The following is a 19,402-nucleotide window of genomic DNA, read 5'->3' on the forward strand; positions in this document are numbered from 1 at the left end:
ATTCAATTCGGATTCAGTTTTCAGGCGATTAAGTCTGAGCATTTACGCTGTAAATGCCCGTTTGGTGGCGATAGCGGAGGGGTTCCACGCGTACCCATCCCGAACACGACCGTTAAGCCCTCCAGCGCCGATGGTACTTGGACCGAAGGGTCCTGGGAGAGTAGGACGTTGCCAAGCACACGAAGCCATTGTTGATTTATCAACAATGGCTTTTTTGTTCCCTTTATCGCTTAATTTAAATAATGTGGATAAGTCATGGGGAAATAACGAAAAAATAAAAGTTACTAACATGTGGATGAAATAATAAAATATATTCAAAAATGAAAGTAGTCCCCAATTTATGTGGATAGAGTAGTGGTATATGTGGATACTTCAAGTAAATGCAAGGATATTTTGCATGGCAGGAGGATAAACAATGGACAACAGTAGTAATCTTGTGTGGATAGAAGATTTTTCTGTACATGCGAGCGACACGGATTATCGTTCGCAGAGTAAGTTATCCTTTATTCTGGATATCATGCAATGTGCGGCAGACTTCGCAGTGGGTAATTTGGGGATAAGTGTGGAAGAAATTCTGAGTGCAGGAATGGGCTGGATGATGATTACGTTAGACCTTGATTTTAAGCGTATTCCTCGCCCAAATGATGTGCTTAGCGTACATACCTGGAGTAAAGGTACTAAAGGGGCTTTATGGCAACGGGATTATCGTATTTTTGATGCAGATCATATAGAGATTGCCACAGCGCGTTCTATATGGGCTTTAGTAGATATTGAGAAGAGAAAGATACTCAGACCGAACGCTCTTCCAGTTCAGGTTAAGCACTATAATGGCGATTCAGTAGGGGATATGCCTGTTAAGGTAACGATCCCTACTGATATTATTATGGAAGAAGCTTATCGGTATCAGGTAAGATATAGTGGGCTGGATAGCAACGGACATCTGAATAATGCCCGATACGGAGATTTATGTTGTGATGCACTCAGTTTAGCGGAATGGGATAATGCAGAGTTCACACGCTTCCGGATTACTTATCTACAAGAAGCTAAGTTTGGGGATGAACTGACTATTTTACGCTCAGCTGTAACGGATGATGGTATATATGTCCGTGGCCAGAATAGTGATATTGTATTTTTTGAAGCATGTATTGAGTTGAAAAACATAAATAAGTAAAAAGTTTATAAATATGGAATATTATTATAAAAGCGATTTCTCCGAGCATCAATCGGGGCAGTCGCTTTTTTTATTGAAAAACAGATGATGTTTATAACATATTTGGAAAAAATTTTGAGCCTGTCACAATTACAGGGATCACAATCGTTATATAGTTGTAGTCAATAACAAGGAGGTGATTCTTTGGAACGTCGCAGCCCCGGGGTCCAAATGAATCAAACAATAATTGAAGAGGCTATTGATCAGGTTCTTGCGGGTAACCGCGAAGCCTATAGAACTATAATACAAGCCTATGAAAGAAAGATTTATACGTATTGCTATTATATTTTGAGAAGTCATGAAGAAGCAGAGGATGCTGTGCAAGATATATTTGTAAAAGTGTATCAGGAACTCAGACGTTATGAGAAACGAGTCTCTTTTAATTCATGGCTGTATAAAGTGGCCTATCATCATTGTTTGGATCAGGTTCGCAAACGCAAACGAAGAAACCGTCTGTTGTCGCTATATAAAGAGCAGCAGCCGAAAGCCTATTATAATCCTAACGATGAGGAGCCATTGCAGAAGTTATTTATGGATGATCTGACAGCTGAAGAGAGCAATCTTCTGATTCTTAAGGTAGTAGAGCAGTACAGTTTTGAAGAAATGGGTCAGATTATGGATTGTAATTCAGCTACTTTACGCAAGAAATTTGAACGTCTACGCAAAAAGTTAGTCCGGCAAAGAATGAATGAAGGAGGAAGCCCTCATGGAGAAATGGCAAGATCCAACTGAAAGTCAGAAGATGGAGCACATTCGTCAAACATTCCATAATCATGAAATGCCGGTAGACAGTTTCAGCGATTCAATTATGAAGCGAATAGGAGACGAGGGAATGGAAAAGCGAGCGTCAAGAAAAAGTGGGAATAAGTTCCTGAAAAAATCATTGGTGGCTGCCGCGGCAGCAGCAGTGTTGGGTGCGGGGATAATCGGTAGCGGATTTATATCCCCAGTCATGGCTGAAACGTTAAAGCAGATTCCTGTTGTAGGAAGTATTTTTAAGGGGATTGACGATAAAGGTCTAAATGCTGCTGAAGAAAAAGGATTATCTACTGCGCCTAACCAAAGCGTTACCCATGATGGAGTGACCTTGAAGGTTACCGATGCCTATTATGACGGCTCGCGGTTGGCTTTTGCGATTGAACGGGAAGGCATTGATAAGGATAAGATGATGGCAGAAATGATTATTGAACCGACTGAATTCGATCCAGCGGTAAAAGAACAGCAGTATGCGAAAGTGACAATGAACCAGTCCGAAAAAGGGTTGTTGGGTTCAGCAGAAGTGAAATTGCCGAATGGAAAGAATCTGGAGGCCCAAATGTCGTCTTTTGGCGATGTTGAGGGTAAAAAGAATGCTATTTTATACGATTATAGAAATCTAAATAATGTAGAGGCTTTGGGGAATGAATTTGAATTAAGCATCACTGTGCCGGTTACACAAATCGCAGAGCCTTTTGAAATCAAGGTGCCGGTGAAAAAAGTAACGGAAGGAATTATCAAGCTTGATCTGAACCAAACAAAAGAGGCAGAAGAATTCAGTTATACGATTACCAAGCTGGAATTAACTCCAGCCACAAGCAGATTACAGCTCAGCGAAGAAGGTAAAGCGCCAACTGTGAAAGAAAAGGATGGATACACAACCTCTGAAATGTTCTATGAAATTGTTGATGAACTAGGCAATGCATTTTCTTCGAGTGGGTCATTCAACTTGCCGGCTATAGTCTATCCTATGGTAGACAAAGATTTCATACCGTTCGCGCAAACACCAAAGACAATTACAGTTAAGCCGTTTACTTACTCCATTGATGAAAATCATAAAGCATTAAGGGATGAAGAAGGAAAACAAGTTAAACATTATTATCCGGAGCTTGAACAAACGATTCAGGTGGAGCAAAAGTAACTATTAATCCCATAAGCAAAAAGAAGCCCGTGTCTGCATAGCAGATACGGGCTTTTCTAATGGAATGAAGATTTCACTCACTGAGTTTTCGTTGTTTAATTTATTTAGTGTATAACGGAGTGACCCGGTAAGGCCTGACGATATTTGCTATCATTCATTTAATGCTATAATGAAATTTGATGTGGAAAGGGGAGCATTATGAAGACATTAGTATTGGCGGAGAAGCCGTCTGTTGCACGCGAGATCGCACGAGTCATGGGATGTAATAATAAACAGAAGAGCTATATTGAAGGTCCAAAATATGTGGTTACCTGGGCACTGGGTCATTTAGTCGGCCTGGCAGAGCCTGAAGATTATAATAAAAAGTTTGCAACTTGGGCTTTGGAGGATTTGCCGATTTTGCCGGAGAAGGCAAAGCTGAAGGTGCTGCGTGAGACCAACCAGCAATATAAAGCTGTTCAGCACCTAATGAAGCGTCAGGATATTGAGGAGCTTGTGGTAGCTACGGATGCTGCTCGTGAAGGAGAGCTGTTGGCACGTTGGATTATGAATATGGCGGGATGGAAAAAGCCATTCCGGCGGCTGTGGATATCCTCGCAGACTGATAAGGCGATTAAAGAGGGATTCGCAAAGCTCCGCCCAGGTCGCGATTTTGATCGTCTGTATGAATCTGCACGTTGCCGCGCAGAGGCGGATTGGATGATTGGATTGAATGTCACGAGAGCTTTGACTTGCAAGTTTGGTTCGCCGCTTTCCGCAGGACGGGTACAAACGCCGACATTAGGGATGATTATGGATCGTGAACAGGAGATTACGGGTTTCCGTTCCGTTGATTTTGAGACGTTGACTGCAGATTTCGGGGATTTCCAAGCGGCTTGGCGGGCTAGTAATGGAGATGGACGGATATTCGAAAAGGATAAGACAGTCAGCTTAAAGGATAAGCTTACAGGACGCAGCGGCCGTATTATAAAGGTACAGAAGAGTGAGAAGAGCGAACCGCATCCTCTTGCATATGATCTGACTGAATTACAGCGTGATGCGAACCGGAAGTTCGGCTTCTCCGCCAAGCAGACCTCCAGTGTGCTTCAACGGCTATATGAGCAGCACAAGCTGGTCACTTACCCGCGTACGGACAGCCGTTACTTAACTTCAGATATGACAGGCACACTCAAGGAAAGATTGGACAGTGTGGCTGTCGGTCCATATGCAGCTTTGGCACGTCCACTGCTGCGCAAACCGCTGCCGATTACGAAGCGAATCGTGGATGATAGCAAAGTAAGCGATCACCATGCTATTATTCCGACAGAGCAGACCGTATTGTTAAATGGTCTGAGTACCGAGGAACGTAAGCTGTATGATCTGATTGTACGGCGTTTTATTAGCTTGTTCTACCCACCAGCTCGCTATGATGCGGTAGCTGTCACCGTCAACGTGGAAGGCGAAAGCTTCCATGTCAAAGGGACGACGGTAAAAGATGCCGGTTGGCGTGAAGTGTACGGCGGAGATATGAGTAACGATGACGACGAGGAGCCATCGGACGAGCCAGCAGCTGGGAGTGCGAAGCTACCTGAGCTGCGCGAAGGAGCAACTGTTACGATTGGCCGCTGCATGGTTCGTCCTGGACGAACACAGCCGCCGAAGCGTTATAATGAAGCTTCGCTGTTAACGCAAATGGAGAAGCACGGACTGGGAACCCCGGCAACCCGCGCGGATATTATCGAGAAGCTGGTTAGCTCCGATACCATTGAACGCCAAGGGAATCTGCTGCATCCGACTGGTAAAGGCAAGCAGCTTATTGAGTTGGTATCCACACAGCTACGGACACCAGATCTAACCGCGCGCTGGGAAGCCGAGCTGGAGAAAATAGCGCGTGGTCAAGGCAAGCCGGAGCTCTTCTTGCAAGGCATCCGCAGTATGGCACAGGAGCTGGTAACTGGCGTCAAAACTAGTGGAGCAGAATATAAACCGCATAATGTCTCGAACAGTAATTGTCCGGAATGCGGTACAAGACTGCTGGAGAAAAAGAGCAAACGTGGCAAGCTGCTTGTATGCCCTGCAGATAACTGTGGTTATACCCGTGCCGGAGAGAAAAGACTATCGAATCGCCGCTGTCCACAGTGCCATAAGAAAATGGAGCTTAAAGAGGGTAAAGCAGGCATGTTCGTACAATGTTTGGGCTGTGGAATCACAGAAACCTTGGATAAGGATCAAAAGCATGTGAATAAACGCGAACAGCAAAAGCTGGTACAGCAATACAGTAAGCAAGAAAGCATTGGTTCTAACCTTGGGGAACTGCTGAAAGCAGCGCTTGAAGGGCAAAAGAAGGAGAAGTAGAGAGGTAGGCTAACCTGTTGTTGCTACTAACTTCTGCTTAAATAATGAAGGCTGCTGAGTGTGCTCAGTAGCCTTTTTTCTGTCCGCGTAAGTTTTTGTGGTCTACAGATAGGCTTTGAATTAGAATGTTAAGCAAATACATAGAGCAGGTGATTAGGGTGGCAACTGAACAACAAGTGGATCAACTAAAAGCAGCAGGTAGCCCAGAGGGGCAGGGAGGCAGTAAGTTTTTCTTTCTCGTTATTGTATTTATGTTTTGGTTCTCTTCTTATATTTATGTTCCGGTGCTTTCCCCTTATGTGGAGCATTTGGGAGCATCATATTTTATGGTGGGCATGGTGCTGGGCGTATATGGGTTAATGCAGATTCTGTTCCGACTGCCGATTGGCATCGGTTCGGATTATTTGAATCGGCGTCGTCCGTTTATCTACCTGGGACTGATTGCGAGCGGAGCCAGCTGCTTTCTTTTCATGTGGGGAGCACAGCCTGGGTGGGCATTGGCAGCACGTGCGGTATCCGGTATAGCGGCTTCGGCATGGGTTGTGTACACTGTGATGTTCGCGGGATATTTCCCGAAAGAGGAAGCTGGAAAAGCGATGGGCATGCTGCAATTCACTACGGTGATTGCCCAATTGACCAGTATGATGATCAGTGGCTATATGGTGGAGCATTGGGGCTGGAATACCCCGTTTCTGATTGGAGGAATTGTAGCGATTGCGGCGCTGCTGCTTGCGCTGCGGCTGCCTGAACAAAAACAGGAGAAACGGCAAAGTGCGATCCAGATCAAAGACTTAGCAGGTGTTATGAAGGAGCCGCTTCTGGTAAGAGTTTCTCTGCTGTCAGTGTTGGCACACTGTGTGCTATTCATAACGATGTTCGGATATACGCCAAACCAAGCTCTGAATATCGGAGCAAGTAAAGAAAGCTTGGGCTGGCTGACGCTCGCTTTTATGATTCCGCATGCTGTCGCGACCCTCTATGGCTCACGGACATTTGGTAGGCTGCTAGGAGACCGGGGCACGCTTCTCTTAGGCTTCGCGGGAAGTGCATTGTTTACACTTCTTATTCCTTCAATGCCGACGCTAGCGACGCTCTGTCTGACTCAGGTAGGAAACGGATTTATGCAGGGACTGATTTTTCCATTGTTGCTAGGCAAATCGGTGTCAGAAGTAGATCCATATAAGCGTGCAACAGCTATGGGCTTCTATCAGGCGGTTTATGCAATAGGTATGTCGGCGGGGCCGTTCGTGGCAGGCTGGATGAGCGCTCTTTATGGCTTGACCGGAGGGTTCTGGCTGGGTGGAATTGCGGCGGCGCTGGCTGCGGTGTTGTCATGGATATGGATGAATGATTCGAAGCATTGAAAAGAAAGAGGCAGGTAGCGAAGTTATCAGAGCGTGTAAGGATGATTGGTTTTTTGTGAAAAAGAGGAATATAATAGAGATAGATAGGAAGCAAGGAGGAGAGCCCGGGAGAATGGTCAAGGTTATAATGTTGTGGTTTGTGGTAATTAATATTATCGGATATGTAGTGATGTCCGAAGACAAGAACAAAGCCCGTAAACGGCGAGAACGTGTACCTGAGAAGACACTTTTTCTGCTGGCAGCTATGGGCGGGGCACTAGGCGTGCTGATTGCCATGTATCGTAAGCGCCACAAGACGCGACATATGTCCTTTAGGATCGGAATTCCGTTACTTCTGTTGCTGAATATCTTTTTGTACAGCTATTTTTTAAGGTGATAGTCTTAATGATTACAAACTAGAAAAAGAGGTGGCGTACATGTTATTCTCTAAAATTTTACTCGCCTATGATGGATCTAAGGCTTCTAATCAAGCATTGGAGCGCGCAATTGAACTCGCAAAAGTAACTCCGGGCTCTACGATGCATGTCGTACACGCATTTGAATTTCCAAGATTTTTTATCGGAGAAGCTCTAGCACCACTACCGGCTTCAGTAAATAAAGAATATTATGATTTAGCAGTGCAGACTACGGAAGAAGTCAAGGGACGCCTTGAGGCTGAAGGCTTGAATGCTGAGGTTGAGCTATTACAAGGATCACCCGCTGAAGTGATTTTGAAATATGCTAAAGAACATGCTATAGATGTAATTGTTATCGGCAGCCGCGGACTTGGCGGAATACGTGAGTTTGTTCTGGGCAGTGTCAGCCATAATGTAGTACAAAGCGCTCGCATTCCAGTACTGGTTGTAAAATAACATAAAGTTAAAAGGGACGCTTATGGCGTTCCTTTTTTCAAATATAAGAAAGTATATGTTTCAAACTATACTTTATCCTTATATTTCTCGCATAAACGCTAACCGTCATACAGGGACGCCAAAGGCGTTTATACTTGATTATTAAGAAACGAAATGACTAGATTCATATCCAGTAGAGGAATTATATGTATTTCCATGAAGCCTATTCTACAGTTAATATAACATCTGTTGTTAGAGCTAATAGTGTACGGAAAGAAGTCTTTATCATCAAAATAAGTGGATATTGAGAAATTAAATACGTCTAAAAGCGAACGATTATTAATCGGAATTTACCAATGTTCGTGTTTGAGTTGACATCCTGTGTAGGGGATTGTTAAACTGATGTCATGAGCAACTCGTATAAAACCGGGGATATGGCCCGGAAGTTTCTACCCGGGAACCGTAAATTACCGGACTACGAGGAAATAGGATGATAGAATGCGGCAATGCGGTCCGGGTAACGGAATGATGCATTATGCCATTTTCCGCGCTTAATGCAGCCTAATGATAGGCACGCGGATTATTTTTTCCTAATTTCTTTACTAGTCCGATCCTCCCGCAGCAAAATGCGTCTGGTCATCGGGCTTTTTTTATTCGAATTTACAAGATAAAGATATCCATACTAGTGACTGGAAGGTAGGTCGAATCATGTCTGTGCAGGTAGCTGTTATCATGGGCAGTAAATCGGATTGGGATACGATGGAGCACGCTTGTGCGGTGCTTGAAGAGCTGGGATTATCTTATGAGAAGAAGGTAGTATCTGCGCACCGGACGCCGGACTTGATGTTCAGCTATGCGGAGGAAGCCGCGGGCCGGGGGATTCGCGTCATTATTGCAGGAGCGGGCGGTGCAGCGCATTTGCCGGGTATGGTGGCAGCAAAGACGATCCTGCCTGTGATTGGAGTGCCAGTGCAGTCGAAGGCGCTTAATGGGCTGGATTCGCTTCTCTCCATCGTGCAGATGCCAGGAGGCATTCCAGTGGCAACGGTAGCCATTGGTAAGGCAGGAGCCATTAATGCAGGCCTCCTGGCTGCACAGATTATCGGAGCATTCGATCCAGAAGTGCAGCAGCGCGTGCAGCTGCGGCGGGATGCGATCCGCGACGAAGTCCTTGAAAGCAGCGACAGCTTATGAGTCCGGAGGAGCTGAAGCTGCAGGAGGCTGGCGGCGTTACTTCGCCAGCCGCCATGGATGCGTCCGGCACGGACACGGTCCGGACGCTACTGCCCGGCGCGACCGTCGGCGTGCTCGGCGGCGGGCAGCTCGGGCGCATGATGGCGCTGGCTGGCAGCGCCATGGGGTACCGCTTCGTGGCGCTGGACCCTGCGCCGGATGCGCCTAGCGGTCAAGTCACGCCGCAGATTACAGCGGCGTATAACGACCGGGACGCGGCGCGGGAGCTAGCCCGCCGCTCGGACGTCATCACGTACGAGTTCGAGAACGTTGACGCGGGCGTTGCCGCGCTGCTGACGGAGGAATCGTACGTGCCGCAGGGCAGCGCGCTGCTGTATACGACGCAGCATCGGCTGCGCGAAAAAGCCGCCATCGAGGCGGCAGGTGTACCCGTCGCCCCGTACCGGAAGGTGGATAGCCTTGCGGAGCTGAAAGTGGCGGCGGCAGAGCTTGGACTACCCTGTGTGCTGAAGACAGCCACAGGCGGTTATGACGGCAAGGGACAAGCCGTGATCCGTCAGGTAGAAGAGCTGGAAGAAGCCTTCCGGCAAGTAGCACCCGGAGCCGTTGTGCCGGAGCTGGTGCTTGAGAAGTTTGTAGCTTTTAAGTGTGAAATATCCGTTGTTGCTGCACGCAGTGCTTCTGGTGAGGTTAAGAGCTTCCCACCGTCGGAAAATATTCATGTGAATAATATTTTGCATCTGTCCATTGTGCCTGCAAGAGTGGCAGAGGACATTCAGCGGAGAGCATGCGAATTGGCAGAGACATTAATCGCTGGACTTGATGCGGTTGGACTGCTGGCAGTAGAAATGTTCGTCACAGAGGACGGACAATTGTACGTCAATGAGTTAGCACCAAGGCCGCATAACTCTGGGCATTACACCATGGACGCTTGCGCGACCTCACAGTTCGAGCAGCATGTCCGGGCGATTTGTAATCTGCCGCTAGGCGATACAACGCTTTTGACACCTGTAGTTATGGTAAATGTACTAGGCCAGCATTTGGATGGCGCGATTAAAGCGACCTGTACACAGGACGAAAAAGATAATAAGCTGGGTGTTGTACCTAAGCTTCATATATATGGCAAGACTGAGAGTAAGACCGGCCGCAAGATGGGCCATATCAATCTGCTCTGCAAGGATACCGGAGACGGCTTGTCCTGGGTGGAGCAATCTAAACTTTGGAGGAACTAAAGAATATGATCGAACGTTACAGCAGACCTGAGATGCGAGCTATTTGGACGGAGGAAAATAAATTCAAGGCGTGGCTGGAAGTTGAAATTTGCGCTTGCGAAGCATGGGCTGAGCTGGGAGTAATCCCGCACGAAGATGCAGCTAAACTGCGTAAGGACGCTAAATTCGACATCGCACGCATTGATGAAATAGAACAAGAGACTCGCCACGACGTTATCGCATTTACACGTGCGGTTTCCGAGAGTCTTGGCGCAGAGCGCAAATGGGTTCACTACGGTCTTACTTCTACTGACGTGGTAGATACGGCGCTAGGTTACTTGCTGCGTCAAGCGAATGAAATTCTAGAGAAGGATATCATCAACTTTATTGAGATCCTTAAAGATAAGGCTATTGCTTACAAGGATACACCGATGATGGGCCGTACGCATGGTGTTCATGCCGAGCCAACTACCTTTGGTCTGAAAATGGCTCTATGGTACGAAGAAATGAAACGTAACCTGGAGCGTTTCCGCCATGCTGCGAACGGTGTGCAGTTCGGTAAAATCTCCGGTGCCGTTGGTACGTACGCGAACATCGATCCTTTCGTAGAAGAATTCGTTTGTCGCAAGCTCGGCACAAGCCCAGCTCCAATCTCTACACAAACGTTACAGCGTGACCGTCATGCTGAATACATGGCTGCTCTTGCTTTGGTAGCGACATCGTTAGACAAATTCGCTACTGAAATCCGCGCTCTGCAAAAGAGTGAGATTCGTGAAGTGGAAGAAGCTTTTGCCAAAGGTCAAAAGGGTTCATCCGCTATGCCGCATAAACGTAATCCGATCGGCTGCGAAAACATTTCCGGTCTGTCCCGCGTCATTCGCGGACATATGGTTACAGCTTACGAGAACGTGCCACTCTGGCATGAACGCGATATTTCGCACTCCTCTGTGGAACGCATCATCCTTCCGGATGCGACAATGCTGCTCAACTACATGCTGAACCGTTTTGGAAACATCGTGAAGAACCTGACTGTATTCCCAGAGAATATGAAGCGTAACATGAACCGTACGTTCGGCGTTCCTTTCTCCGGTCGGATCTTGACTAAACTGATCGACAAAGGCCTTAGCCGTGAGCAAGCATACGATACCGTTCAACCGCGTGCTATGCAAGCATGGGAAGAGCAAAAACAATTCCGCGATATCGTGGAAGCTACACCTGAGATCACTAACGTTCTTACCCCAGAAGAAATTGAAGATGCATTTAACCCTTCTTGGCACCTTAAGCATGTGGACACCATCTTCCGCAAGCTAGAGCTTATCTAAAAAAGATAGGTTAGTGGTGAACTAAGGAGTTAGATATAAAGGAAATTGGTCGAATGGTGTAATGGAGAGGAAGTTTGGAACTGTAGAAGCGTTAGCGTTCGCCTTTATGGTTGGATTTCTACCGCGAAGAGCGGTTTAAATCAGTAAATCCAACCATAACAGCGATCGGAAGTCCAAACATTCCTCGGAATTACGCCTTTGAGACCAGTTGCAGTAATCAAGATCATTAGTTCAAGGGAGGAAAGGTCATGACATCGTCGGCCGTATCCACAGCCGTGGAACTCATCAATGCGCCGCTGCTCTATAAAGGGAAGGTTCGTGAGCTATACGATTTAGGGGAGAATGTACTGATCGTCGTCACGGATCGGATATCTGCTTTTGACTATGTGCTGGACCCAGCGGTACCTGAAAAGGGCAATGTGCTTAACCGTCTGAGTGCGTTCTGGTTCGGAAAGACCAAAGAGCTAATGGAGAATCATGTCGTTCATATCGATGTGGATCTGCTCGGAGATATCGTTAAGGACAAGGAAGCTCTCAGAAACCGTGTTATGGCGGTACGCAAAGCAGAGCGCATCGATATCGAATGTGTTGTGCGTGGGTGCATCACCGGTGGGGGCTGGAGACAGTATCAAGAAACTGGCAAAGTGAATGGTATTGAGCTTCCTAAGAACTTGCGCAAAAATGCGCTGTTGGCACAGCCAATCTTTACCCCTGCGGCTAAAAACGATGTAGGTCATGATGAGGATATTCCTTTTGAAAAGATGCAGGAGCTAATCGGTGCTGATCTGGCACTCGAGCTGCAGGAGAAGAGCTTGCAATTGTTCTCTTTTGCCAGAGAGTATTGTGCTGAGCGGGGAATCATTCTTGCAGACTGCAAATTCGAATTCGGCTTGCTGGATGGCAGGGTGATTCTAATTGATGAGATTTTTACGCCGGATGCTTCACGTTTCTGGGCCAAGGACAAATACGCTCTTGATATCGAAATTGATAGTATGGATAAAGAACCTGTTCGTACGTATCTATCTGCATCCTCCTGGGATAAAAATAGCAAACCTGATCCACTTCCGCTAGAAGTAGTTGAAGAAACAACGCGCCGTTATCTGGACATTTATCATCGTCTTACTGGCAAGTCTTTATAGCTCAACATTGTGTGTTTACTCATGGGAATAAATGAAGTGTATGTTTTTAAAGCTAGAGTTACTTTTAGTAGAGTTTCAGCTTTCAGAAAGTATATACACATAAAAATTTAGGAGGAACTACAAGCATATGTTAAAAGCGACGGTATATGTCACCATTAAGAAGAGCGTTCTCGATCCACAAGGTGTAGCAGTGCAAGGAGCACTTCATTCGGTAGGTTTTCAAGAAGTTGAAAGTTTGCGTATTGGGAAATATATGGAGCTGACTTTGGACACGGATAACCGTGCTGAAGCAGAACTGCGACTCAAGGAAATGTGCGAAAAGCTACTTGCCAACACGGTGATCGAGGATTACCGCTACGAATTGGAGGACTAAACGACATGAAATTTGCTGTACTTGTCTTCCCAGGCTCTAACTGTGATATTGATTGCTACAAGGCGGTAGAGGACAGTCTCGGCGAACCAGTCGATTATGTGTGGCATACAGCGACAGATTTGTCGGCGTATGATTGCATTTTGGTTCCAGGCGGATTCTCATATGGTGATTACCTGCGCTGCGGCGCGATTTCAAGATTTGCTCCTGTAATGGCTGAAGTTGCTAAAGCAGCAGAGCAAGGTAAATTCGTGCTAGGCATTTGCAATGGGTTCCAAATTCTTACTGAGGCTGGTTTGTTGCCAGGCGCGCTGCGTCGTAACATGTCCATGAAGTTCCGTTGTCATGATACAGTGCTTAAGGTTGTTAATAACGAAACCCCATTTACTATTGATTATGCTAAGGATGAAGAAATCATCATCCCAATCGCTCACGGCGAAGGAAACTATTACTGTGATGAAGAGACTTTAGCAGAACTGAAAGCTAACAATCAGATTGTGTTCACATATAGCGATAATCCTAACGGCTCTGTAGCTGATATTGCGGGTGTTAGTAATGTGCAGGGGAATGTAGTCGGCATGATGCCTCACCCTGAGCGTGCAGCTAACAGCTTGCTCGGATCTGAAGATGGCAAACGAATGTTCACATCTATACTGAAGACTTGGAGGGATCGTCATGACGCAGCAAGTATCCGTTAAGGAACCGACCGCAGAACAGATCGCAGAGCAGAAAATTTACAGCCAATTCGGTGTGTCGGACAGCGAATATGAGCTCATCAAGTCTTTTATGGGACGTTTGCCGAACTATACTGAAATCGGCGTATTCAGCGTAATGTGGTCCGAACACTGTGCATACAAGAACTCTAAGCCATTGTTGAAGCGTTTCCCAGTTACTGGACCACGTGTCCTGATGGGACCCGGCGAGGGCGCAGGGATTGTAGATATCGGAGACAACCAAGCGGTTGTATTCAAAATCGAAAGTCATAACCACCCCTCTGCAGTAGAACCTTTTCAAGGTGCGGCAACAGGCGTAGGTGGTATCATTCGTGATATTTTTTCCATGGGCTCAAGACCTATCGCACTGCTGAATTCCTTGCGTTTCGGCAAGCTGGAAAGCGATCGCGTGAAATATTTGTTCGAGCATGTCGTGTCTGGTATTGCTGGCTATGGTAACTGTATCGGGATTCCAACCGTGGGCGGCGAAATCATGTTCGATGATAGCTATGACGGTAACCCGCTTGTTAATGCAATGTGTGTCGGTCTGATTGATCATGATAAAATCCAGCGTGGTGTCGCTAAAGGTGTAGGAAACCCAGTCTTCTACGTAGGTCCTCCTACTGGACGTGATGGGATTCATGGGGCTACTTTTGCATCCGTTGAACTAAGTGAAGAGTCCGAAGCAAAACGTACAGCTGTACAAGTAGGCGATCCATTTATGGAGAAGCTCGTTATGGAATCTTGTCTAGAGTTAATCGACAGCGGCATTGTTATTGGGATTCAGGATATGGGTGCGGCTGGACTTACCTGCTCTAGTGCTGAGATGGCAAGTAAAGCGGGCAATGGTCTGGAGCTGTATCTTGATCAGGTGCCACAACGTGAAGACGGCATGACCCCTTATGAAATGATGCTTTCGGAATCGCAAGAACGGATGTTGTTCGTAGTAGAACCGAAGGATGAAGCTCAGGCGCAAGAGATTTTTGATCGCTGGGGTGTAATCTGCTGTAAGGTCGGTAAAGTAACGGATGATGGTCGCTTGAAGCTATATCATCACGGTGAGGTTGTTGGCGACATGCCTGTAACAGCGCTCGTGGATGAGTGCCCAGTATATAACAAACCATCTGAGGTTCCTGCTTATTATGTAGAAAATGAATCGGTAGATACGCTTCGTTACGCGGAAGTTACAGATCTGGGCGGCGCACTGCGTACAGTGCTTGGATCGCCAACCGTAGCAAGTAAAGCTTGGGTATACAACCAATATGATTACATGGTTCGGACTAGTACGGCTGTTCGACCTGGATCTGATGCGGCTGTAGTTACCATTCATGGTACACGTAAAGGACTTGCGATGACCACGGATTGTAACGGGCGTTATGTTTATCTTGATCCTGAAGTGGGCGGACGGATTGCAGTCAGCGAAGCGGCTCGTAACATCGTTTGTTCGGGTGCTGAACCGCTTGCTATTACCGATAACCTAAACTTCGGAAACCCTGAGAAACCTGATGTGTTCTGGCAAATGGAGCGTGCGGTTGATGGTATGGCTGAAGCTTGTCGTGTGCTGGATACTCCGGTTATCGGCGGGAATGTCAGTCTTTATAACGAAAATACTACGGGATCCATTTACCCAACGCCGGTTGTCGGCATGGTTGGTTTAGTAACGGATACGGATCATATTACGACTCAAGGCTTCAAACAAGAAGGAGATTCCATTCTTCTGCTAGGCGTAACAAAAGCTGAGCTTGGTGGTAGTGAATTTCAATATGCTGTTCATGGTGTAACCGAAGGCCGCCCTCCAGCTTTGGATTTGGCTACTGAGAAAACACTGCTGAACGCAGTGCTTACCTCGATTCGCGGCGGTCTGGTGCGTTCAGCACATGACTTGTCCGAAGGCGGTCTTGCTGTAGCACTTGCAGAGAGCTGTATCAGTGGTGGTATTGGTGCGAACGTTGAACTTTCTGCTAATGGACTTAGATCCGATGTAGCTTTGTTCAGTGAGAGCCAATCACGTATCGTGCTGACGGCAGCACCTGAACGTGCGGAAGAGCTGAAAGCAGCGATTGCTGCCAGCGGCGTTCCAGTGGAAATCATCGGAACTGTAGGTGGAGACAGACTGCGTGTAAATCTGGACGGTGCATCCGTATTAGATGAAGCTGTAGCAGAATTGAAATTCGTTTGGGAGGATGCTATTCCATGTCTTATGAAATAAAGACCGGGAAAGAGCAGGAGACTCCTATCCTGTGGACTGGTGACTTTTACAATGAAGGAACGGGCTCGGGAGATATTTTTGACACATTAAAAGAAGAATGCGGCGTTTTCGGGGTCTTCGGACACCCGGAAGCGGCGTCCATGTCTTATTACGGCTTGCACGCCTTACAGCACCGTGGGGAAGAAAGTGCGGGCATCTGCGTAGCAGATGGTCGTGATTTCAACTATCACCGCGGGATGGGGTTAGTAAAAGAAGTATTCGACAAGGACAAAATTGCCTCACTGGTTGGAGACATGTCCATCGGGCATGTACGTTATTCCACCAGCGGAGACAGCCGCTTAACTAATGCACAGCCGCTCGTATTCAAATATCGTGACGGTGATTTGGCGATTGCTACGAACGGTAACATAGTAAATGAACCGTTGATTCGTAAACAGCTTGAGCAAAGCGGATCGATCTTCCAAACCACTAGTGATACAGAAGTGCTGGCGCATCTGATTGCGCGTTCGTCTAAGGATTTTGTTGAAGCGGCTAAGGATGCGCTAAAACAACTGGTTGGCGGATTTGCTTTTCTGCTTATGACGAATGACAAATTAATTGTCGCTTCGGATTCCCATGGTTTGCGTCCGCTTGTAATGGGACGGATCGGCGACGCCTATATTTTTGCTTCCGAATCTTGCGCCTTAGAAGTTATCGGAGCACAGTTAGTCCGTGATATCGAACCTGGCGAACTGCTCGTGCTTGATAAAAATGGCCTGTTAGAGGACCGTTTTACCGAGCCAAAACGTAAAGCGCTATGCGCAATGGAGTATATTTACTTCTCTCGCCCAGACAGTGATATGAATGGCGCTAACCTGCACACCGCCCGTAAGCGGATGGGTAGCCGAATGGCATTAGAAGCTTTCGTAGATGCTGACCTCGTAACTGGTGTACCGGATTCTAGTATCTCGGCAGCGATTGGATTTGCGGAGCAGACGGGCATTCCTTATGAGCTTGGGCTCATCAAGAATAAGTATACAGGCCGGACCTTCATCCAGCCGAGCCAAGAGCTGCGTGAGCAAGGTGTGAAAATGAAGCTAAGCGCCGTGCGCAGTGTGGTCGATGGCAAACGTGTTGTCATGATCGATGATTCCATCGTGCGTGGAACAACTTCACGTCGGATCGTCAATCTGCTCCGCGAAGCGGGAGCCGTAGAGGTTCACGTGCGGATTACATCGCCACCCTTCAAGAATCCTTGCTTCTACGGCATTGATACCCCAGACCGCCGCGATCTCATCGCGTCGTACAAGTCCATTGCGGAAATGTGCGAAGAGATTAATGCCGATTCCTTGGCATTCTTGTCACCGGAGGGCTTAATCACTTCCATTGGTGGTCACAACAAAGATGATTACAAAGGCGGGCTATGCCTTTCTTGCTTCGATAATGATTACCCGACGCAGGTTGATTTTGGCGGGGCGGAAAAAGACGGCTGCGGCTGCTAGTTAGGGGCCATCCCCCTAAGTTGCCCTTGCAAAGGTGTGGGTGTTCGCTTGTTTCGCTTAAGGAGGTGCATGGCGCAGCTCATGCACCGAGGTCTTGAGGTCCGTGTGCAAGGCGCGCACTGCGGCTTGCAGTAGGGTGAAAGCGTTGGTTGGAGGGAGTTATGGAGAGGAAGTTTGGAACTGTAGAAGCGTTAGCGTTCGCCTTTATGTTTGGATTTCTACCGCGATGAGCGGTTTAAATCAGGAAATCCAAACATAACAGCGATCGGAAGTCCAAACATTCCTCGTAATAACTCCAATAACCACCAATGAAGTTAGTCCCGAATGCGCCCAAACGCGCTCTAAACTATTAAAAGATGAGGTGTCCCAAGTGTCGGAAGCTTATAAAAACGCCGGAGTGGATATTGCGGCTGGTAATGAAGCGGTAGAACGCATGAAAAAGCACGTAAAACGTACTTACCGTCCAGAAGTAATGACGGATCTTGGTGGGTTCGGAGCGCTGTTTGGCCTCAATAAAGATAAATATGAAGAGCCAGTGCTCGTATCGGGAACTGATGGTGTAGGCACGAAGCTTAAGATCGCGTTCGCTGCGGATCGCCATGACACGATTGGGATCGACGCTGTAGCTATGTGCGTGAACGACATTGTAGTGCAAGGCGCGGAGCCGCTATTTTTCCTCGATTATCTGGCTTGCGACAAAGTCGTACCGGAGAAAATCGAAGCGATCGTAGCAGGAATCGCAGAGGGCTGTCACCAAGCAGGTTGTGCGCTGATTGGCGGCGAAACGGCTGAAATGCCGGGCATGTATTCAGCGGGTGAGTATGATATCGCTGGATTCACAGTTGGCGTTGCTGACAAAGCGAAGCTGGTAACAGGCGCTAACATCGCTGCTGGAGACACAGTGATCGGTTTAGCTTCTAGCGGTGTGCACAGCAACGGCTTCTCACTGGTGCGTAAGCTTTTGCTTGAGGAAGATGGCTATGGCCTGAATGATGTGCTTCCGGAGCTTGGAGCTCCGCTTGTGGATGTACTTCTTGCACCAACTAAGATTTATGTGAAGCCTTTGCTGGCGCTGCTGGAGCAGCTTCCGGTGAAAGGGATGGCACATATTACGGGTGGCGGATTCATCGAGAATATCCCGCGCGTATTGCCTGACGGTGTAGATGTGGAGATTAATTACGGATCGTGGCCGATTCTGCCGATCTTCGGATTGATGCAGAACAAAGGAAACGTAAGCAACCGTGATATGTTTACTACTTTTAATATGGGAATTGGACTTGTTCTGGTAGTAAGTAGCGCTGATGGAGAACATGCTCTTGAACTGCTCAAAGCGAGCGGAGAAGAGGCTTTTATCATTGGTAAAGTGACAGAAGGGGAACGCAAAGTAACCTTTACTGGAGCTGAAGTGTGATGCAATGGAGTCGAATCGCTGTTTTTGCTTCTGGGCAAGGCAGTAATTTTGCTGCACTGATCGATGCACAGAGAGCAGGCTTGCTTGGTGAGGGCAATATTGAGTTGCTTGTATCTGACAAGCCAGAGGCACCTGTAGCTAAGCGAGCGGAGGATGCGGGCATTCCCGCCCTCTTGCTGCGGCCAAAAGACTTCGCCAGCCGTGAACTCTACGAAGCAGAGATTGTAGCAGAGCTTCAGCGGCGGGAAATCGGGCTGGTTGTGCTGGCAGGATACATGCGTCTTATTACGCCAGTGCTTTTAACGCCGTATGCTGGACGAATTATTAACATTCATCCATCGCTGCTGCCTGCTTTTGCAGGAAAAGATGCAATCGGACAAGCGCTGGATTATGGCGTGAAGCTGACGGGTGTTACTGTGCATTTTGTCGATGGAGGTATGGATACCGGGCCTGTTATTGCTCAGCGCAGCGTAGCCCTGCAGGATAACGACACGGCGGAATCATTGGCAGAACGTATTCATAAGGTTGAGTATGAGCTGTATCCCGAAGTGGTTGGCGCTTTTGCCAGCGGGAAAGTGGAACTGAGTGGAAGAAAGACGATTATCCGCGAAAAGTAAGCTACACCGCAGCCATTCGAAGTTTTGGATCGACATTTGGTGACAGACCGAGATGTTTCAGGGTATTTCTCGGGAAATATTGCATAAGCGGCGTTATGTG

17 protein-coding genes, 1 rRNA gene and 1 riboswitch are annotated in these 19,402 nt (G+C 47.4%); all 18 genes read left to right on the forward strand.

All coding sequences use genetic code 11. From position 1 onward, the window contains the following. Positions 1–60: 60 nt before the first annotated feature. The 18 genes from rrf (at position 61) to purN (ending at position 19,302) form a co-directional block, all read left to right on the forward strand. Positions 61–177: ribosomal RNA gene (gene rrf, locus MKX41_RS27870) — 5S ribosomal RNA — on the forward strand. 238 nt (positions 178–415) lie between these two features. Then, positions 416–1,171: an acyl-[acyl-carrier-protein] thioesterase gene (locus tag MKX41_RS27875; RefSeq protein ID WP_076300186.1), complete on the forward strand. Its 756-nt coding sequence runs from the start codon at positions 416–418 to the stop codon at positions 1,169–1,171. A gap of 183 nt (positions 1,172–1,354) precedes the next feature. Next, positions 1,355–1,942, forward strand: a complete 588-nt coding sequence (locus MKX41_RS27880) for an RNA polymerase sigma factor (RefSeq protein WP_340974029.1) — start codon at positions 1,355–1,357, stop codon at positions 1,940–1,942. Beyond that, on the forward strand, positions 1,917–3,107 hold the full coding sequence (locus tag MKX41_RS27885; RefSeq protein ID WP_340974030.1) for a DUF4179 domain-containing protein: 1,191 nt from the start codon (positions 1,917–1,919) through the stop codon (positions 3,105–3,107). The genes MKX41_RS27880 and MKX41_RS27885 overlap by 26 nt, the downstream gene beginning before the upstream one ends. A 198-nt stretch (positions 3,108–3,305) precedes the next feature. Next, entirely contained in the window at positions 3,306–5,441 is a 2,136-nt protein-coding gene (locus MKX41_RS27890; protein WP_340974032.1) for a DNA topoisomerase III, read from the forward strand. Positions 5,442–5,599: 158 nt separating this feature from the next. Continuing rightward, a complete protein-coding gene (locus tag MKX41_RS27895) occupies positions 5,600–6,805 on the forward strand; it encodes an MFS transporter (RefSeq protein ID WP_340974034.1) in 1,206 nt (401 codons plus the stop codon). Between the two features lie 112 nt (positions 6,806–6,917). After that, entirely contained in the window at positions 6,918–7,181 is a 264-nt protein-coding gene (locus MKX41_RS27900; protein WP_042193264.1) for a DUF1294 domain-containing protein, read from the forward strand. A 40-nt stretch (positions 7,182–7,221) separates the two neighbouring features. Then, on the forward strand, positions 7,222–7,656 hold the full coding sequence (locus MKX41_RS27905) for a universal stress protein (protein ID WP_042184737.1): 435 nt from the start codon (positions 7,222–7,224) through the stop codon (positions 7,654–7,656). A 375-nt stretch (positions 7,657–8,031) separates the two neighbouring features. Beyond that, positions 8,032–8,133: riboswitch (purine riboswitch) on the forward strand. Positions 8,134–8,343: 210 nt separating this feature from the next. Beyond that, a complete protein-coding gene (gene purE / locus MKX41_RS27910) occupies positions 8,344–8,829 on the forward strand; it encodes a 5-(carboxyamino)imidazole ribonucleotide mutase (protein WP_340974037.1) in 486 nt (161 codons plus the stop codon). A gap of 53 nt (positions 8,830–8,882) precedes the next feature. Continuing rightward, a complete protein-coding gene (gene purK, locus MKX41_RS27915; RefSeq protein ID WP_042193265.1) occupies positions 8,883–10,061 on the forward strand; it encodes a 5-(carboxyamino)imidazole ribonucleotide synthase in 1,179 nt (392 codons plus the stop codon). Positions 10,062–10,066: 5 nt separating this feature from the next. Continuing rightward, positions 10,067–11,362 carry an adenylosuccinate lyase gene (purB, locus tag MKX41_RS27920; protein WP_042124027.1) on the forward strand — a complete coding sequence of 432 codons (1,296 nt, stop codon included), beginning with the start codon at positions 10,067–10,069 and terminating at the stop codon, positions 11,360–11,362. A gap of 248 nt (positions 11,363–11,610) precedes the next feature. Next, entirely contained in the window at positions 11,611–12,501 is an 891-nt protein-coding gene (locus MKX41_RS27925) for a phosphoribosylaminoimidazolesuccinocarboxamide synthase (protein ID WP_340974039.1), read from the forward strand. 127 nt (positions 12,502–12,628) lie between these two features. Further along, complete coding sequence (purS, locus tag MKX41_RS27930; protein ID WP_339244715.1) at positions 12,629–12,874, forward strand: phosphoribosylformylglycinamidine synthase subunit PurS; 246 nt, start codon at positions 12,629–12,631, stop codon at positions 12,872–12,874. A 5-nt stretch (positions 12,875–12,879) separates the two neighbouring features. After that, positions 12,880–13,569, forward strand: coding sequence for a phosphoribosylformylglycinamidine synthase subunit PurQ (purQ, locus tag MKX41_RS27935; protein WP_042124034.1), 690 nt, complete (start codon positions 12,880–12,882; stop codon positions 13,567–13,569). Next, positions 13,547–15,793: a phosphoribosylformylglycinamidine synthase subunit PurL gene (purL, locus tag MKX41_RS27940; protein ID WP_340974041.1), complete on the forward strand. Its 2,247-nt coding sequence runs from the start codon at positions 13,547–13,549 to the stop codon at positions 15,791–15,793. Before purQ ends, purL begins: the two co-directional genes overlap by 23 nt. Further along, on the forward strand, positions 15,778–17,274 hold the full coding sequence (gene purF / locus MKX41_RS27945; RefSeq protein WP_340974042.1) for an amidophosphoribosyltransferase: 1,497 nt from the start codon (positions 15,778–15,780) through the stop codon (positions 17,272–17,274). Before purL ends, purF begins: the two co-directional genes overlap by 16 nt. A 370-nt stretch (positions 17,275–17,644) precedes the next feature. Beyond that, complete coding sequence (purM, locus tag MKX41_RS27950; protein WP_042184751.1) at positions 17,645–18,685, forward strand: phosphoribosylformylglycinamidine cyclo-ligase; 1,041 nt, start codon at positions 17,645–17,647, stop codon at positions 18,683–18,685. Continuing rightward, on the forward strand, positions 18,685–19,302 hold the full coding sequence (gene purN, locus MKX41_RS27955; protein WP_340974044.1) for a phosphoribosylglycinamide formyltransferase: 618 nt from the start codon (positions 18,685–18,687) through the stop codon (positions 19,300–19,302). The genes purM and purN overlap by 1 nt, the downstream gene beginning before the upstream one ends. Positions 19,303–19,402: the final 100 nt, after the last annotated feature.

Origin of the sequence: Paenibacillus sp. FSL R5-0475 (assembly GCF_038004585.1) — a bacterium.
Lineage (GTDB): Bacteria > Bacillota > Bacilli > Paenibacillales > Paenibacillaceae > Paenibacillus_AQ.

Bases quoted from the DNA above. Each gene is read 5' to 3' on its own strand.
- MKX41_RS27900 (WP_042193264.1), top strand. From the start codon at position 6,918: ATGGTCAAGGTTATAATGTTGTGGTTTGTGGTAATTAATATTATCGGA.
- MKX41_RS27885 (WP_340974030.1), top strand. From the start codon at position 1,917: ATGGAGAAATGGCAAGATCCAACTGAAAGTCAGAAGATGGAGCACATT.
- purE (WP_340974037.1), top strand. From the start codon at position 8,344: ATGTCTGTGCAGGTAGCTGTTATCATGGGCAGTAAATCGGATTGGGAT.
- purQ (WP_042124034.1), top strand. From the start codon at position 12,880: ATGAAATTTGCTGTACTTGTCTTCCCAGGCTCTAACTGTGATATTGAT.
- purF (WP_340974042.1), top strand. From the start codon at position 15,778: ATGTCTTATGAAATAAAGACCGGGAAAGAGCAGGAGACTCCTATCCTG.
- MKX41_RS27875 (WP_076300186.1), top strand. From the start codon at position 416: ATGGACAACAGTAGTAATCTTGTGTGGATAGAAGATTTTTCTGTACAT.
- purN (WP_340974044.1), top strand. From the start codon at position 18,685: ATGCAATGGAGTCGAATCGCTGTTTTTGCTTCTGGGCAAGGCAGTAAT.
- MKX41_RS27905 (WP_042184737.1), top strand. From the start codon at position 7,222: ATGTTATTCTCTAAAATTTTACTCGCCTATGATGGATCTAAGGCTTCT.
- purB (WP_042124027.1), top strand. From the start codon at position 10,067: ATGATCGAACGTTACAGCAGACCTGAGATGCGAGCTATTTGGACGGAG.
- MKX41_RS27925 (WP_340974039.1), top strand. From the start codon at position 11,611: ATGACATCGTCGGCCGTATCCACAGCCGTGGAACTCATCAATGCGCCG.
- purS (WP_339244715.1), top strand. From the start codon at position 12,629: ATGTTAAAAGCGACGGTATATGTCACCATTAAGAAGAGCGTTCTCGAT.
- MKX41_RS27890 (WP_340974032.1), top strand. From the start codon at position 3,306: ATGAAGACATTAGTATTGGCGGAGAAGCCGTCTGTTGCACGCGAGATC.
- purK (WP_042193265.1), top strand. From the start codon at position 8,883: ATGGATGCGTCCGGCACGGACACGGTCCGGACGCTACTGCCCGGCGCG.
- purL (WP_340974041.1), top strand. From the start codon at position 13,547: ATGACGCAGCAAGTATCCGTTAAGGAACCGACCGCAGAACAGATCGCA.